Source organism: Aquabacterium sp. (assembly GCF_030652515.1).
Lineage (GTDB): Bacteria > Pseudomonadota > Gammaproteobacteria > Burkholderiales > Burkholderiaceae_C > Aquabacterium.
The window spans coordinates 1-13,766 of sequence record NZ_JAUSAR010000050.1 but is presented as its reverse complement, the minus strand read 5'-3'; the positions used below and the strand labels follow the sequence as shown (position 1 = coordinate 13,766).

Annotated in this window: 14 protein-coding genes and 1 pseudogene; 5 read left to right on the top strand and 10 right to left on the bottom strand. The window is 64.5% G+C overall.

From position 1 onward, the window contains the following. Window positions 1-246: 246 nt before the first annotated feature. Together Q7V20_RS06625 and Q7V20_RS06620 are read right to left on the bottom strand one after the other, a co-directional pair. Entirely contained in the window at window positions 247-837 is a 591-nt protein-coding gene (locus tag Q7V20_RS06625) for a chalcone isomerase family protein (protein ID WP_304788441.1), read from the bottom strand. 24 nt (window positions 838-861) lie between these two features. Then, a complete protein-coding gene (locus Q7V20_RS06620) occupies window positions 862-2,418 on the bottom strand; it encodes a methyl-accepting chemotaxis protein (protein ID WP_304788439.1) in 1,557 nt (518 codons plus the stop codon). Between the two features lie 104 nt (window positions 2,419-2,522). On the opposite strand from Q7V20_RS06620, the gene Q7V20_RS06615 reads away from it, so the two are divergent. Next, window positions 2,523-2,978 carry a thioesterase family protein gene (locus tag Q7V20_RS06615; protein WP_304788437.1) on the top strand — a complete coding sequence of 152 codons (456 nt, stop codon included), beginning with the start codon at window positions 2,523-2,525 and terminating at the stop codon, window positions 2,976-2,978. Then, window positions 2,975-3,220 carry a hypothetical protein gene (locus Q7V20_RS06610; RefSeq protein ID WP_304788435.1) on the top strand — a complete coding sequence of 82 codons (246 nt, stop codon included), beginning with the start codon at window positions 2,975-2,977 and terminating at the stop codon, window positions 3,218-3,220. The genes Q7V20_RS06615 and Q7V20_RS06610 overlap by 4 nt, the downstream gene beginning before the upstream one ends. On the opposite strand, the gene Q7V20_RS06605 is transcribed toward Q7V20_RS06610, so the two are convergent. Further along, on the bottom strand, window positions 3,189-4,220 hold the full coding sequence (locus Q7V20_RS06605; RefSeq protein ID WP_304788433.1) for a LysR family transcriptional regulator: 1,032 nt from the start codon (window positions 4,218-4,220) through the stop codon (window positions 3,189-3,191). The two genes, Q7V20_RS06610 and Q7V20_RS06605, sit on opposite strands and share 32 nt — an antisense overlap. Between Q7V20_RS06605 and Q7V20_RS06600 the strand changes: the two genes are divergently transcribed. Beyond that, complete coding sequence (locus tag Q7V20_RS06600; RefSeq protein ID WP_304788431.1) at window positions 4,219-5,184, top strand: DMT family transporter; 966 nt, start codon at window positions 4,219-4,221, stop codon at window positions 5,182-5,184. The two genes, Q7V20_RS06605 and Q7V20_RS06600, sit on opposite strands and share 2 nt — an antisense overlap. A gap of 10 nt (window positions 5,185-5,194) precedes the next feature. Here Q7V20_RS06600 and Q7V20_RS06595 read toward each other — a convergent pair whose 3' ends face one another. From Q7V20_RS06595 to Q7V20_RS06580, 4 genes are all read right to left on the bottom strand, one after another. Beyond that, a complete protein-coding gene (locus Q7V20_RS06595) occupies window positions 5,195-6,682 on the bottom strand; it encodes a M48 family metalloprotease (RefSeq protein ID WP_304788429.1) in 1,488 nt (495 codons plus the stop codon). A 40-nt stretch (window positions 6,683-6,722) separates the two neighbouring features. After that, entirely contained in the window at window positions 6,723-7,535 is an 813-nt protein-coding gene (locus Q7V20_RS06590) for a metallophosphoesterase (protein ID WP_304788427.1), read from the bottom strand. An 11-nt stretch (window positions 7,536-7,546) separates the two neighbouring features. Further along, window positions 7,547-8,797 (bottom strand): nitrate/nitrite transporter, encoded by a 1,251-nt coding sequence (locus Q7V20_RS06585; RefSeq protein WP_304788425.1) that lies wholly within the window; start codon window positions 8,795-8,797, stop codon window positions 7,547-7,549. Between the two features lie 71 nt (window positions 8,798-8,868). After that, window positions 8,869-9,621, bottom strand: a complete 753-nt coding sequence (locus Q7V20_RS06580; protein ID WP_304788423.1) for a UPF0149 family protein — start codon at window positions 9,619-9,621, stop codon at window positions 8,869-8,871. Between the two features lie 108 nt (window positions 9,622-9,729). Between Q7V20_RS06580 and Q7V20_RS06575 the strand changes: the two genes are divergently transcribed. After that, window positions 9,730-10,152: a cupin domain-containing protein gene (locus Q7V20_RS06575; protein ID WP_304788421.1), complete on the top strand. Its 423-nt coding sequence runs from the start codon at window positions 9,730-9,732 to the stop codon at window positions 10,150-10,152. 28 nt (window positions 10,153-10,180) lie between these two features. Here Q7V20_RS06575 and Q7V20_RS06570 read toward each other — a convergent pair whose 3' ends face one another. Then, the gene (locus Q7V20_RS06570; protein ID WP_304788419.1) at window positions 10,181-10,918 is read right to left on the bottom strand and encodes a glutathione S-transferase family protein; all 738 of its coding nucleotides are present in this window, start codon (window positions 10,916-10,918) and stop codon (window positions 10,181-10,183) included. A 123-nt stretch (window positions 10,919-11,041) separates the two neighbouring features. Between Q7V20_RS06570 and Q7V20_RS06565 the strand changes: the two genes are divergently transcribed. Then, window positions 11,042-12,292: a polyhydroxyalkanoate depolymerase gene (locus Q7V20_RS06565; RefSeq protein ID WP_304788417.1), complete on the top strand. Its 1,251-nt coding sequence runs from the start codon at window positions 11,042-11,044 to the stop codon at window positions 12,290-12,292. Window positions 12,293-12,316: 24 nt separating this feature from the next. On the opposite strand, the gene Q7V20_RS06560 is transcribed toward Q7V20_RS06565, so the two are convergent. Beyond that, the gene (locus tag Q7V20_RS06560) at window positions 12,317-13,081 is read right to left on the bottom strand and encodes a hypothetical protein (protein ID WP_304788415.1); all 765 of its coding nucleotides are present in this window, start codon (window positions 13,079-13,081) and stop codon (window positions 12,317-12,319) included. 109 nt (window positions 13,082-13,190) lie between these two features. Further along, a pseudogene (gene prpE, locus Q7V20_RS06555) lies at window positions 13,191-13,766 on the bottom strand (propionyl-CoA synthetase); the annotation flags it as partial.

Below are 13,766 nucleotides of genomic sequence, written 5' to 3'. Positions count from 1 at the left end.
CATGGGCAACAAAATCGTCACCGAAGCCGACCGCAAGGCCACCCCCCGTCCCGCCGCCATCCCTGGCGTGACCCCCACCACGGGCAAGGGCCAAAAGCGCAGCCTGGAACGTGGCACCGCCACCCGCAGCAAGAAGAACCCTGGCAAGCGTGCAAAAAAGGGCGGTTGATCCCCTTGGTCACGCATGAAAAACGGGCGCCTTCAAGGCGCCCGATTTCTTTGGAGAGTCACTCCTTGAACTGACGATCAGCCGTGCTTGCCTGTCAGCAATTCAGGCTTCAATGACGTGTCGACCGGCTTGTCGCCCAACCAGATCTTCAGCAGCGCGTTGTAGAACTGGTTGTCGGCCAAGGGCTCGACCAGGGCTTTGCCGTTCAGGTGCAGCACCGTGCCGGTGCCAGGCACCCAGTCGCCCGTGATCACGTCGCCCTTTTTCAGGTTGCCGACGGTCTCGAACATCTCACCGAACTTCAGCAACTGGTTGACGAACTTGGTCTTCTCGTCTTTTTCCAGATTCTTGTTGATCGAGCCCATGAAGCTGGAGCCGAACTCTTCGCCGCTCACGTCACGCATCATCACCAGCTTGAAGCGCCTGGGGCCGGGGGCGTCCAGGATCTCGGCCACGGTGCTTTTCTTTTCGTTCAGGTAGATGCCCAGCACGTAGACCTTGAACAGCACCTTGATGCGCACGCCAGCGTTGCTGAGCACCAGGTCCTTGCCGCCCACCTTGGCGGTGTCTTCCAGTTTCACGCCGGCGATTTCCTCGGCATGAACAGGTGCTTGGGCGGCCAGGCCCAGGATGGCGGCGGCCAGGAGGGATGAGGTGAATCGTTTCATGGTGGTGTCAGTTTTCGGTTGGGATTAAGCGGCCGCGTCTTCAAGCTTGAAAACGCTGACCACCTTGGCCAGATGACTGGCCTGGTTTTGCATGGATTCCGCGGCAGCCGCAGCTTGTTCAACCAAGGCAGCATTCTGCTGAGTCACGCCGTCCATCTGGTGGATGGACTGGTTGACCGATTCGATGCCATGGCTTTGCGACTGACTGGCGGCGGTGATCTCGCCCATGATGTCGGTCACGCGCTTGACGCTGGCGACCACGCCATCCATGGTGGTACCCGCCTGGCTCACCAGCTTGCTGCCCAGGGCCACCTGCTCGACGGACTCGCCGATCAGGCTCTTGATCTCTTTGGCGGCCGTGGCCGAGCGCTGCGCCAGCGAACGCACTTCGCCCGCCACCACGGCGAAGCCGCGGCCTTGCTCGCCGGCACGGGCGGCTTCCACCGCGGCGTTCAGCGCCAGGATGTTGGTCTGGAAGGCGATGCCGTCGATCACGCCGATGATGTCCACGATCTTGCGGGAGGAGGCGTCGATCGAGCCCATGGTGGCGACCACCTTCGAGACCACCGCGCCGCCTTCCACCGCCACATCAGAGGCCGAGGCCGCCAACTGGTTGGCCTGGCGGGCGTTGTCGGCGTTCTGCCGCACGATCTGGGTCAGCTCGGCCATCGAGCCCGAGGTCTGTTGCAGCGATGCGGCCTGTTGCTCGGTGCGGTTGGACAAGTCCAGGTTGCCGCTGGCGATCTGTGTGGAGGCCGAGGCAATCGCCTCCGTGCCCTGGCGCACGTCGCCCACGATGCGTTGCAGGCTGGTGTTCATGTGTTGCAGGGCCTGCATCAACTGGCCGGTCTCGTCCTGGCTCTTGGTGACGATGGTGCTGGTCAGGTCGCCCTGGGCCACGCGCTTGGCGATGGCCACGGCGCGGTTCAGGGGGATGGTGATGCTGCGGGTGGCCAGCCAGCCCACCAGGATGCTGATCACGCTGGCGGCCGAAGCCAGCACCAGAATGAACAAGCCGGTCTGCTTGGCCAGTTGCGTGGAGCTGGCACCGGCAGCTTCCATTTCCTTGTTTTGCTGTTCGATCAGTTTGTCGAGTGCGGCGAAGTACTTGGTCTGCACCGGGCGCACCGAGAACAGGTACTTCACCATCGCGTCGTCTTTCAGGTTCTCGTTCACCATGCCGACGAAGGCGGTCTGCGCCTTGATGGATTTTTCGCGGATGGTCACGATGCTGGCCAGCAGCTTGACGCCTTCCTCATCCTTGATGCTCTTGGTGAGCCGGGCCAGGTTCTCGTCGGTGAGCTTCATCACCTTGTCGATGTTGGCCACTTCGGCCTTGATCTGCCCCTCGTCGCTCATCACCAGCGTGCTCAGCATGCTGCGCGAGATCTCGTTCAGATCGCTCTTCATCTTGTTGGCGATCATGGTGCGGGGATAGTTCTCGCCCACCAGGTTGCCAATGTCGTGGCTGAGGCCGGATATGCGGACCAACGCCAAGGCGGCCAGCATGATCAGCAATGCAATCACCAGGCCGAAACCCAAGGTGAGTCTTTGTCCGATTCGAATGTCTCTGATGTTCATAGGGTCCCAGGTGGGCCTGTCGGCAAGGCCCGATCCATTGCATTTCGGCTGTAGCATGGCGCACTTGAGTCAAAAAGTAACGCTGCCCCCTGCAAAATAGGGGCATGAACACGACAGCGGCATGGGACCACGAGGGTCCTCACATTCTTCGGGTGAACGTGCAGGCGCAGCACATCGACCTGATGCAGCACACCAACAACGTCAACTACCTGCAGTGGCTGGAGAACGTGGCCTGGGACCATTCCGAAAAACTGGGTCTGACACCCTTGCATTACCAGGCGTGCGGGCATGGCCTGGTGGTGCGCCAGCACGAGTTGAACTACCTGGCTGCCACGCGCCTGGGTGATGAGCTGTTGCTCGGCACGTGGATCACGCAGATCGACAAACTGTCGCTTCACCGACAGTTCCAATTCATCCGCGCGGGCGATGGCCAAACCGTGTTCCGCGCCCGCACGCACTACGTCTGCGTGGACATCGCGCAAGGGCGCGTCAAGCGCATGCCGCTTGAGTTCACGCAGACCTATTCGGCGGCGCTGGTGGCCGGGGCGCCTGCTGCATGACGCACGCAGAACGTTCGCACACCAAGCGGCGCCTGGCCGAGCGCTATGGCCTGGAAGTCAGCAGCGACGAGATCTTCCAGATGGCCAAGTCCATCGCGCATGGGCACGGCACGCTGATCGCGCATCAAAGCCGTCACGTCGACCACTGGCAACTGGTCTACCAGGGGCAGGCGCTGCGCCTGGTGTTTGACCGGCAGCGGCGCAGCATCATCACGGCACTGCCGCCGACGCCGTTGGCGTGATCGGGTGGTTCAGGGCGCCGGGCAGCATCTCTTCGATGAACTGGCGCATGGCCTGCACGCGGCGGCTGCTGCGCAGATCGCGGTGGTAGATCAGCCAGAGGTCGCGCGCCAAAACGCTGGTGTCCACTGCCAGCCGAACCAGGCTGGTGTCGGTGCGGGCCAGGTAATCGGGCAGCACGCCCACGCCCATGCCGGCGGCGATGGCCACCATCTGGGCCATGGCGCTGTTGCTGGTGAAGACGGGTGGGGGTTGGTCTGCAAAGGTTTGCGCCAGCCATTGGGCCACGGGCAGGTGGCGCCAGCTGTGGTCCCAACTGATGTGGGGCAATCGCGCCCAATCCACCGTGTCGATGGCCGTGCCCCGAACCAGGCCTGAGCTGACATAGAGGCTGAACGGCACGCTGGCCACGCGGTGCATGACATGGTCGGCTTGCGAGGTGGGCACCGCAGGGTCCAGCATGCGCAGGGCCAGGTCGGCCTCGCGGCGGGTCAGGTCGGCCTTGGCATGGCCCAGCACCAGTTCCACCCGCAAACCGGGGTGGCGCTGTTGCAGCAGGGGCAGGCGCGCCGTCACCAAATGCACGCCCATGCTGTCGGAGGCGGCCAGGCGCACCAGGCCGGTGACCTTGTCGGCCTCGGCCGCCACGCTGCTGCGGCGCTCGACGGCCTGGGTGCTGCGTTCGACTTCGGCCACGCGGTCGAACAGCTCGCTGCCCGCGTCGGTCAGCAGGTAACCGGTGGACAGGCGCACGAACAGCCGCATGTTCAGTCGCTTTTCAAGGGCCCCGATGTGGCGCGACACGGTGGAGGCGCTGGTGTCCAGCTGAAGGGCGGCCCGGGACAAGCCGCCATGGCGGGCCACAGCCAGGAAGTATTTCAGGTCGTTCCAGTCGAAACCGGCCGCGGCCTCGTCGTTGGGGCTGAGGCTTTGCGATTGTGGAAAACGCTTTTGCATGGACTGGCTTGCGTGGGGGCTGGCCAGGGATGATAGTCGGCGCATGAACCTGTCCACACACCGCCTTGGCGGCCTTTCCGCCGTTTACCTGCGCCTGGTTTTGACCGCCCTGATGTGGGCGGGCGTGTTCCACGTCGGCCAGTACGCGGTGGCGCACATGTCGCCTTTGGCGGCCTCGGCCTGGCGTTTCGGCCTGGCCGCGCTGATCTTCGTGCCCCTGGTGGCCTGGCGAGAGGGTTGGTCTTTTGAAGGCCTGCGGCGCAACGCCCTGGTGCTGACCATCATGGCGGTGGTGGGCGTGTTCGGCTTCAACATGGGCTTGTTCTATGGGCTGCAAGCCACCTCGGCCGTGAACGGCGCGCTGATCGTGGGCGTGAACCCGGCGCTCACGGCGGTGTTGGCGGCCTTCATCAACCGTCGCTTGCCCAGCGGCGCGCAGATCGTGGGGCTGGTCCTGGGCCTGGCCGGGGTGGTGGTCGTGGTCAGCCATGGTTCATGGGCCACGCTGGCGTCCTTGCAGGTGGCGTCGGGCGATGCCCTGGTCTTGCTGGGTGCACTGTGCTGGGCCATCTACACCGCCTTGCCGCAGCGCTACATCAAGGGCCTGTCGTCGGTGCAGGTCGCGGCCAGCACGGTGACGGGTGGCGCGGTGCTGATGGTGGCCTTTGCCTCGGTGGCCACCACCGACCTGGTGCAGTGGCCTTCGTGGACGATGCTGGCGGCCATCGGCTTCATGGGCATCTTCGGCTCGGTGCTGGCCTACCTGTGGTGGAACGATGGCCTCAAGGTCATCGGCCCCACGCAGGCGGCCATTTGCATGAACTTCGTGCCGTTGTTCGCCACCCTGATCGGCGTGCTGCGGGGTCAGCACGTGGGGGCGGCGCAATGGGTCGGGGCGGCGCTGGTGGTCGGGGGGGTGCTGGTGTCGGCCTTGTGGAAGAAGAAGGCCGATGTGGTGCCAGCCAGCCCGACAAGCGGTGCCACGGGGCCGCAGCTTTGCAAGGCCTGAGCTGGCCGCTTTATTCGATGACCTTGACCAGTTGCCCCACCTTGGGCTCACCCCCTGCGTACACACCGTTGATCAAGCGCAGTTGCTGCTCGGCCTGCGGGCCCCAGGGCGAGGGTTTGGCCAATTGCTGGAACCCGCCTTTGGGATAAGGCGCGAGCTTGAGCACCCAGGGTCGCGCGGCGCTGCGGTCTGTGGGCGTCATGGCCCGGAACGAGGCTTCGGCCTCGCGCAACTGGGCGGCGGCGCGTTGCAGCGCGGCGGCATCCTTGGACGCGTAAGCCAGCAGGTAGTGCCGATTGGCGGGCCCGCTCACCACCGTGGCCTCGATGCGCTGAGCCTGGCCCTGCTGGTTGCGGCGCGTGCCCACGAAGTGGGTGGCGGGCAAGCCGCTCACGGTGCGGTTTTCGACGCTGCCCTGCGTGGGCTGGATGACCTTGCGGATGATTTCTTCGTGCGTGTTGCCCGCGTTGGGGGGAATGGTCTTGATGACCAGGCCCGCATCGCCTGGGCCATTGAGCAAGGCGATGGACTGCGGGCTGTTCTGGATCTTCCAGCCTTCGGGCGCGGTCACCGCGATGCCCAGGGGCTCGTGGTAGAAGTTTCGGCCACGTGTCAGGCCCTGCTCGCGGCCTTCGCCAAAGGTCATGCCTTTGACGGTGTTCAGGTAGCGGGTTCGGCCATCGTCGCTGTGTTGGCTGCTGGGGTAGGTGGCAGCGATCCGGGTGATGTCGGCCAGGCGCTGGTCATTGCTGGGGTGGGATGACAGCCAGTTGCTGCGCGCGCCAGGCTGGCGGCCCTCGGCTTTGGCCTGGTCGTCGGCGAAGCGCTCCTGGTTCTTGAGCACGGTGATCACGTTGACCATGTTTTGCGGGTCGTAATGGCTGCGGGCCAGGTACTCGGCACCGAGCTGGTCGGCCTGCAGTTCCTGGTCGCGCCCGTACGAGGCGATGTAGCCTGCCGCCACGTTCTGCGACACCTGGCTGGCCAGTTGCCCGGCGCCGCCCACGCCCTGGCTTTCGAGCACGGCACCCAGCAAGCTGGCGGCCAGCACGCCAAAGCCGGCGGTTTGCTGGCGGGTGGCGCGTTGTGCGCCATGGCGGGCGGTGACGTGGCCGATCTCGTGGCCAATGACGCCCGCCAGGTCGGCTTCGCTTTCCATGTAGGCCATGATGCCGCGCGTGACGTACACATAGCCGCCGGGCAGGGCGAAGGCGTTGATCTCCGGGCTGTCCAGCACCGTGAAGTGCCATTCGATGGTGTTGCGATGCGATTGCCGGGCCAGGCGCTGGCCCAGCTCATTGACGTAGGCCTGCACCTTGGGGTCGTTGTAGACGCCGTATTCCTTGAGGACTTGCTGGTGACCCTTCTCGCCTTCGGCGATCTCGCTTTTCTCGTCCATCACCGTGCGCTCGGCCAGGCCGGTCACGGGGTTGGTGACGGTGGCGCAGCTGCTGAGCAGGGTGGCGGCCAAGAGCCAGGGGAGGAGGGTGGCTCGCATGAAAGGGGTGGGATTGGTGCGCATCGCTGGAATGATAGGTTCAGGCGACCTCGATGACGAAGTCATCATGGAAAGCAGCCTGCTCGCCCTTGCTGGCATAGCCCCGGGGGTTGGCCACCACGCGGCAGCCCCGATGATGGTAGTCGTGCGGGCAATGCAGGTGGCCGTGCATCCACACCTGGGCCAGGGACAGCAGGTCATCGTGCGAATTGCAGAAGCCCGCCGTGCCGGGCATGAGGCCGTAGCGCGGGTCGGCGCTTTGCAAGGTGGGGGCGAAGTGGGTGACCACGACGGTGCTGCCTTCGAAAGGCACTGACAGGGCCTGGCGCAACCAGGTCTGCGCGCTCAGTGACATTTCTCGGATGGCTTCTGCCAGCACCGGTTCGCCTTGCTTGAGCGTGGTGTTCTTGCGCAGGTAGAAGTTGGCGGCCCGAAAGGCCTTGTCGCGCAGCTTCAGCTGTTTGGTGAGGTCTTTCTCGGCCACGGCGAAGGCATCGAAATCGCTCCACAGCGTGGTGCCCACGAAGCGCACCGAGCCCATCGTGACCACTTCGCGGTCCAGCCAGGTGATGCCATGGCGTAGACACGCGGCCTGCAGGCGTGCGTAGGTGTCGTCAAACTCCAACCCATCGAACTCGTGGTTGCCGGGCACGAAGAGCACGTGCTTCCAAGGGGCGTTGGGCGCCAGCGTTGAAAAGCGCGCCAACCCGAAGTCTTCATCTGCCAGGCGCGAGCCGCTTTGGTAGGAGCCGATGTCACCGGCCAGGACCAGCACGTCCACGCCGGGCGCGGCCTTGGGCTGGAAATCGGGGTATCGCTCCAGGTGGAGGTCGGACATCAACTGTAGGCGCATCGCGCCGCAGTCTATACGAGGCGGTTTCTCCCGCCGTTGGTGGGGGTGGCCGTCGGCCGCGCCCGGCCGCCCTTTTCAGCCCAGGTCCGCGTCCAGCGAACCTGCACCGTGCGCAGCATCACCAGCATCAGGGCGGCCAGCACCGCGAAGGCGACAAAGCCCCACAGGTAGGTGCCCGTGAGCTGCTTGGATTGCCCCATGGCATTGGGGATGAAGCCGCCGCCCAGGGCGCCGATCTCGCCAATCATCGAGCCGGCCACCGCCGTGGTCACGGGCCAGCGCAAGGGCACCAGCTGGAACAGGGCCCCGTTGCCTGCGCCCAGTGCCGCGAAGCACAGCATGAAGAGCAGGGTGGTCACCGTGACCGAAGTGCCCGCCAGGCCGCACAACACCAGGGTGATGCACACCAGCACCAGCACGCCGCTCAAGGTGTTGATGCCGCCGATGCGGTCGGACACGTGGCCGCCCACCACGCGCACGGCCGAGCCCATCAGGGTGGCGAGCATGGTGAGTTGCCCGGCCTCGACCTTGGTGACCTTGAACTGGTCGTAAAAATAGGTGGGCAGGAAGCTGGCCAGGCCGATGAAGCCGCCAAAGGTGATGACGTAGATCAGGCTGAAGGACCAGCCGTCTTTCTCGAACAGGCAGGCGGTGTGTTCGCGCAGGGTCTGGTGTTCTTCGATGTCGGGCGGCTCTTTGGCGCAGAACCACATGACGATCATGGGCAGCAGCATGGTGCCCGCGGCCAGGCCATAGACCGCCGTCCAGCCGAACTGCACCGCCAGCGGTGGCGCGAACAACACGGCCAGCACGGTGCCCGAGTTGCCCGCCCCGGCAATGCCCATGGCCAGGCCCTTGTACTTGGGCGGGAACCAGCCCGATCCCAAGGACAGCGCCACCCCGAAGCTGCCACCGGCGATGCCCAGCAGCACGCCCATGGCCAGCACCTCGTTGTGGCTGTTGACGAACAGGTAACCGTACAGCAGGGCGACGACGATCAGGGCCATCTCGACCATGGCCGCGTTCTTGCGGCCGATGTACTGCGACAGCACGCCCAGCGGAAAGCGCATCAGCGCGCCGGCCACGATGGGCACGGACACCATGAAGCCTTTCTGGGCGGCGTCCAGGTTGAAGGTCTCGCTGATGAAGGGCGCCATGGCCCCGTTCAAGACCCAGATGGCGAAGGTGAAATCGAAATACAGGAAGGCGGCCAGCAGCGTGGGCCAGTGTCCAGAGCGCAGGAAAACCTTGAAATCAGCCACGACGCGCTCCTGAATGTTCCGGTCTATCGGACAAGCAAGAGCTGTGCGCGCGTCGCCTTCCTCAGGTCAACTCAGGTCGCACCGTGGCACTGCTTGAACTTCTTGCCGCTGCCGCAATGGCAGGGGTCGTTGCGGCCCAGCTTGGGGGTCTCGTGCTTCACGGTGGTGACCTTGATGCGTTCGGCCACGCCCACTTCGGCCAGATCCACGATGTCGAACACCAGTTGCTGGATGCCTTCGTCCAGGTTGCGCAGGGGGTGTTCCTGGTCCAGGGCCTTGGTCATCTCGGCCTGGGTTTCGTCCTGCTCGGGCAGGTGGCGCCACAGCGAATCGAGCAGATCGGGCACACCAGGCTTGCCCAGGTCTTCCAGTTGCGGGAAGTTGGCCAGGGCCCATTCGAAGCCGGCCACCCAGTAACCCAGGCCTTCCATGGCGTCCTTGCCGGTCAGCAGCTTGCCGTCGTCGTCTTCCAGCTGTGGCACGATGGGGTCGAACCAGCTGTTCTCCAGGATCCCGCGCAGGATCTCTTCGCGGCGGCGCTCGATCAGGGCCAGCAGGCGCGTGTTCTGCGCGGCGGTCCAACCTTCGGTGGGGGCGGGCACCTGGCCGGTCTCACCAAAGATGGGCGGCAGCCATTGCTCGGGCGTGAGCAAGACCGGTTGCACCAGGATGCCGCACAGGTAGCCGTCCAACATCACGGCATCGACTGCCTCGAGGGGCGCGGGCACGGCGGCGAGCAGGTCGTCCAGCTCGTTGATGTCGGCATCGCTCAGCGGAGGGACCGTGTTGGGCTTGTTGGTGGGTTGGGTGGAAGGCGTGGTCATGGTGAGGGCGGAAGTCGGGGGCGGACGGGTGTCCAAAGGGGGGATTGTGCCGGGAATGCTTTATGCGTTGTCCATGGGGTCGCTGTCACGGCTCAGAAAGGATGCACCATGCTTGACACCACGTCGACCAAATTTTCCCACGTCCACCCGGAAGACACGGATTGGCGGTCCGACGGATTGAGGGATTTCTTCCTCTACAAGGACCTGGGGATTGCGGACGCCACCAACGGCAAGGTGATTGCGCACCTTGTGAAGGCGAACCATGCGCCAGAAACAGGCACGGGCTGGCACCGGCATGAAGCCGATTTCCAGATCGTGATCATGACCAAGGGTTGGGCGCGCTTCATGTACGAAGACAAGGAGACCCTGGTCAAGGCGGGCGATTGCGTCCACCAGCGCCCGGGTGTCCGCCATTACCTGTTCGACTATTCGCCGGACATGGAGTACCTGGAAATCGTCAGCCCGGCCGATTTCAAATCGATCGACGTCGATCCCGTGTGCGACATCCCGGCCCCCACGCCCTGGAAATAAGGCGCAGGGGCGGCGTGGGGTTCTGGCTTCAGAACTCCACGTCGAGTTCGTCAATGTTGTCGATCTTCTCGGCCTTGGCGGCGGTGAACCATTCCTTCATCTCGGGCTCCTGCAGCATCAGGTTGCAGTAGTCGGCGCAGGCGGCGTCGAGCTTCACGTCGTACGTGGCAAAGCGCGTGCAGACGGGCGCGTACATCGCGTCGGCCACGGTGCGCTTCTTGCCGAACAGGTAGGGGCCGCCGTAAGTGTCCAGGCAATCGCGCCAGATGTTGCAGATGTGGTCGATGTCGGCCTGGGCCCGCGACCAGATCTTGAACTTTGGAAAGTGCCCGCTCAGGTTCATGGGCAGGGATGAGCGCAGCGCGCTGAAGCCCGAATGCATCTCGCCGCAGATGGCTCGGCAGTGCGCGCGCGCCTTGGCATCGGCCGGCAGCAGGCCCGCTTTCGGGCAGACCTCGTTGAGGTATTCGGCGATGGCCAGCGTGTCCCACACCTTGATGCCATCGTGCGTCAGGCAGGGCACCAGGATGGAGGATGACAGCAGCAGGATCTCGGCCCGGGTGGACGGATCATCCGGTGGCAGCACGTTCTCGACAAACTCCAGGCCGGAAAAGCGCGTGACCAGCCAGCCCCGCAAGGACCACGACGAGTAGTTCTTGCTCGTGATGGTCAGCGTGGTGGTGGTGGTCGGCGCCTTGGCTGCCGACTTGGGTACAGCCTTGGGGGCAGTGCGGGTGCGTGCAGGGGCAGAGGCGGTGGTGGCCATGGTGTGTGGGGTTGGAGCGAGTGGCAAAGCCGATGGGGCAGACCGCAGCAAGGGCTGTGCCATGTTGGATGTGGCGCGCAACTTGCAGGTCAGTGGGCAACGTTGCCAACCCAGGATCCGCTCATGCTGTATTCCACTTATCAGGCTCAGCAGAACATGCTCGAGCCATGGCGCGTGATGGCCCAGGGCATGTCCGACTGGCTGCACCATGTGCTGCCTGAAGGGCCCACGCAAAACTCGGTGTCTGAAATGGCCGCCGGTGGCCTGATGGTTCGCAGCCTGGCCGCCGCCAGCGAAGTCTTCGCCCGCAAGCGGGTGACCCACGCCCGGCCGTCGTTCGATTTGCCCACGGTCATGTCCCAGGGCATGGAGTGCGGCATCATCGAAGAAGCGGCCATGGTCACCCCGTTTGCCACCCTGCTTCACTTCAAGAAAGACCGCGACCTGGACCAACCCCGCGTGCTGCTGGTGGCGCCCATGTCGGGCCACTTTGCGACCTTGCTGCGCGACACCGTCAAAACGCTGTTGCAGGACCACGATGTTTACATCACCGACTGGCACAACGCTCGCGACGTGCCCATCCGCCATGGCCGCTTCGGGCTGGACGAATACACCGAGCACCTGATCAAGTTCCTGGACCGCATGGGCCCGGGCTCGCACCTGATGGCGATCTGTCAGCCTTGTGTGGCCTCGCTGGCCGCCGCCTCACTGATGGCGCAGGATGCACACCCCGCGCAGCCGCGCAGCCTGACCTTGATGGCCGGCCCGATCGACTGCCGCGTCAACCCCACCGCCGTGAACGAACTGGCCATCAGCAAGCCCATGAGCTGGTTCGAATCCAAGATGATCCACACCGTGCCGCTGGGGCAGAAGGGGGCCTTCCGCAAGGTCTACCCGGGCTTTGTGCAGCTGTCGGCTTTTTTGAGCATGAACATGGAGCGCCACATCAAGGCCTTCCAGGACATGCAGCAGTTCATCACCCTGGGCGAGCACGAAAAGGCCGCGCACACCAAGGCGTTTTATGAAGAGTATTTCGCCGTGAGCGACCTGCCGGCCGAGTTCTACCTGGAGACGGTGCGAGCGGTGTTCCAGGATTACGACCTGCCGCGTGGTGAGTTGATGTACCGGGGCATCAAAGTCGAGCCCCAGGCCATCCGCCGCACCGCGCTGTTCACGGTGGAAGGCGAGCGCGACGACATCTGTGCCGTGGGCCAGACCGTGGCCGCGCAAGACCTGTGCACCTCGGTGCGGCCCTACTGGCGCACGCAGCACGTGCAGACCGGCGTGGGCCACTACGGCGTGTTCAGCGGGCGGCGCTGGCAGAACGAGATCTACCCGCGTGTGCGGGATGTGATCCACCAGACGGCGGTGTGAGGGCCGCCGTGGGGCTGTCGCGCGTCAGCGGGAGTTGCTGATTTCCAACTCGCGCTCGATGGCGGACAGGTCGGGCTGATCGGGGAGCGCCAGGATGGTCTCCATCTGGCGGATCGAGGTCCCCAGTGAGCCCGACGGGAGGCTGATGGCCCCTCCGCTGCTGATCACGGAGCCCGAGCTTGTCGAGCCCCCGTCACTGCCACTGCCTGTGCTCAAGGTGCCGTTTTGCAGCAACCAGCTGACATTGACGCTGAGCTTCACGGATTTGGTCCCGTCGTCGCTTGCCAGGGTCCAGTCGCTGAAGCTGATGTGGTGGCCGGGCGCATCGATCGTGATGGTGCTTGGGCACTTCTGTGCGCTGGCAATGTCGGCATCGTCAAACACCAGCGCCAGTTCCGCCAACTCCTGAGTGGTCCAGGTGCTGCTGACGCATCGGTAGGAGGTGTCGGGCCCCTGGTCGTACAAGCTGACGGCGAACTTGCGTGGGTCGGTCTGGGAAAAGAAAACGCCGCTGTCGAAGGCAAGGTTTTCAGGCCAGACCCATTCGATCACGTGGCCATTGATGTTCACCAGGCCAGACGCGTTGGTGTAGCCCGTGTCCAGCGTGTAGCTGCCCGTGGGGAACGAGGTACTGGTGCTCGTGGTCAGCACCAAGGTGTTGGCTGGAGCCGCCACGCCTTGGCCGAATCGGTTAGGCGTGTCGCCATCACTGCCGCCACCCCCACAGGCGACAAGGCTGCTCAATGCCAACACGGACGCCGCCACGGTGGCGATTTTCAAGAACTGCAAGTGGTTTCTCCCTGGGTTTTCCAACGTCCAACGACGTGTCCAGGCGATTATCGCCAGGCAGATGACATCCCTGCGGTGTTCGCACCCCGTATCCGGGGGGCTCGGCCAGTTAACCAGCCATGGCATCTTTCAGCTGCCGCAAAGCCGAGGCGTTCTCCATGGTGGACACATCGCCCGGGTCCCGGCCCTCGCAGACGGCCTGGATCACCCGGCGCAGCACCTTGCCTGAACGCGTTCTCGGTAAGGTCTTGACCAGGTGGATGCTGGCGGGGCGTGCCACGCTGCCCAGTTGCTGCTCAACGACCTGCACCAGCTCGGCGGCCAGGGCGATGCGTTCCAGCCGCCCGGTGACGTGGGTCGGGTCGCGCGGCACGACGAAGGCATGCGGCACCTGGCCTTTGATGTCGTCGAAGACGCCGACCACGGCCGCTTCAGCCACGGCAGGATGGCTGCACAGGGATTCTTCGATCTCGCGGGTGCCCAGGCGGTGGCTGGCCACGTTGATGACCTCGTCCGTGCGGCCCAGGATGAAGTAGTAGCCGTCTGCGTCGCGGGTGGCCAGGTCAAAGGAGTTGTAGATCAGCTTGCCGGCAAAACTGTTCCAGTAGGTGCGCACGAAACGCGCGTTGTCCTGCCAGATCGTTTGCAGGCATCCGGGCGGCAAGGGCCCTTCGATGGCGAGCAC

What these genes read in the sequence shown, in the direction of transcription:
- Q7V20_RS06600 (WP_304788431.1), top strand. Translation starts at nt 4,219, where the DNA reads ATGAACCTGTCCACACACCGCCTTGGCGGCCTTTCCGCCGTTTACCTG.
- Q7V20_RS06565 (WP_304788417.1), top strand. Translation starts at nt 11,042, where the DNA reads ATGCTGTATTCCACTTATCAGGCTCAGCAGAACATGCTCGAGCCATGG.
- Q7V20_RS06605 (WP_304788433.1), bottom strand. Translation starts at nt 4,220, where the DNA reads ATGCGCCGACTATCATCCCTGGCCAGCCCCCACGCAAGCCAGTCCATG.
- Q7V20_RS06580 (WP_304788423.1), bottom strand. Translation starts at nt 9,621, where the DNA reads ATGACCACGCCTTCCACCCAACCCACCAACAAGCCCAACACGGTCCCT.
- Q7V20_RS06570 (WP_304788419.1), bottom strand. Translation starts at nt 10,918, where the DNA reads ATGGCCACCACCGCCTCTGCCCCTGCACGCACCCGCACTGCCCCCAAG.
- Q7V20_RS06595 (WP_304788429.1), bottom strand. Translation starts at nt 6,682, where the DNA reads ATGCGAGCCACCCTCCTCCCCTGGCTCTTGGCCGCCACCCTGCTCAGC.
- Q7V20_RS06620 (WP_304788439.1), bottom strand. Translation starts at nt 2,418, where the DNA reads ATGAACATCAGAGACATTCGAATCGGACAAAGACTCACCTTGGGTTTC.
- Q7V20_RS06575 (WP_304788421.1), top strand. Translation starts at nt 9,730, where the DNA reads ATGCTTGACACCACGTCGACCAAATTTTCCCACGTCCACCCGGAAGAC.
- Q7V20_RS06615 (WP_304788437.1), top strand. Translation starts at nt 2,523, where the DNA reads ATGAACACGACAGCGGCATGGGACCACGAGGGTCCTCACATTCTTCGG.
- Q7V20_RS06610 (WP_304788435.1), top strand. Translation starts at nt 2,975, where the DNA reads ATGACGCACGCAGAACGTTCGCACACCAAGCGGCGCCTGGCCGAGCGC.
- Q7V20_RS06590 (WP_304788427.1), bottom strand. Translation starts at nt 7,535, where the DNA reads ATGCGCCTACAGTTGATGTCCGACCTCCACCTGGAGCGATACCCCGAT.
- Q7V20_RS06625 (WP_304788441.1), bottom strand. Translation starts at nt 837, where the DNA reads ATGAAACGATTCACCTCATCCCTCCTGGCCGCCGCCATCCTGGGCCTG.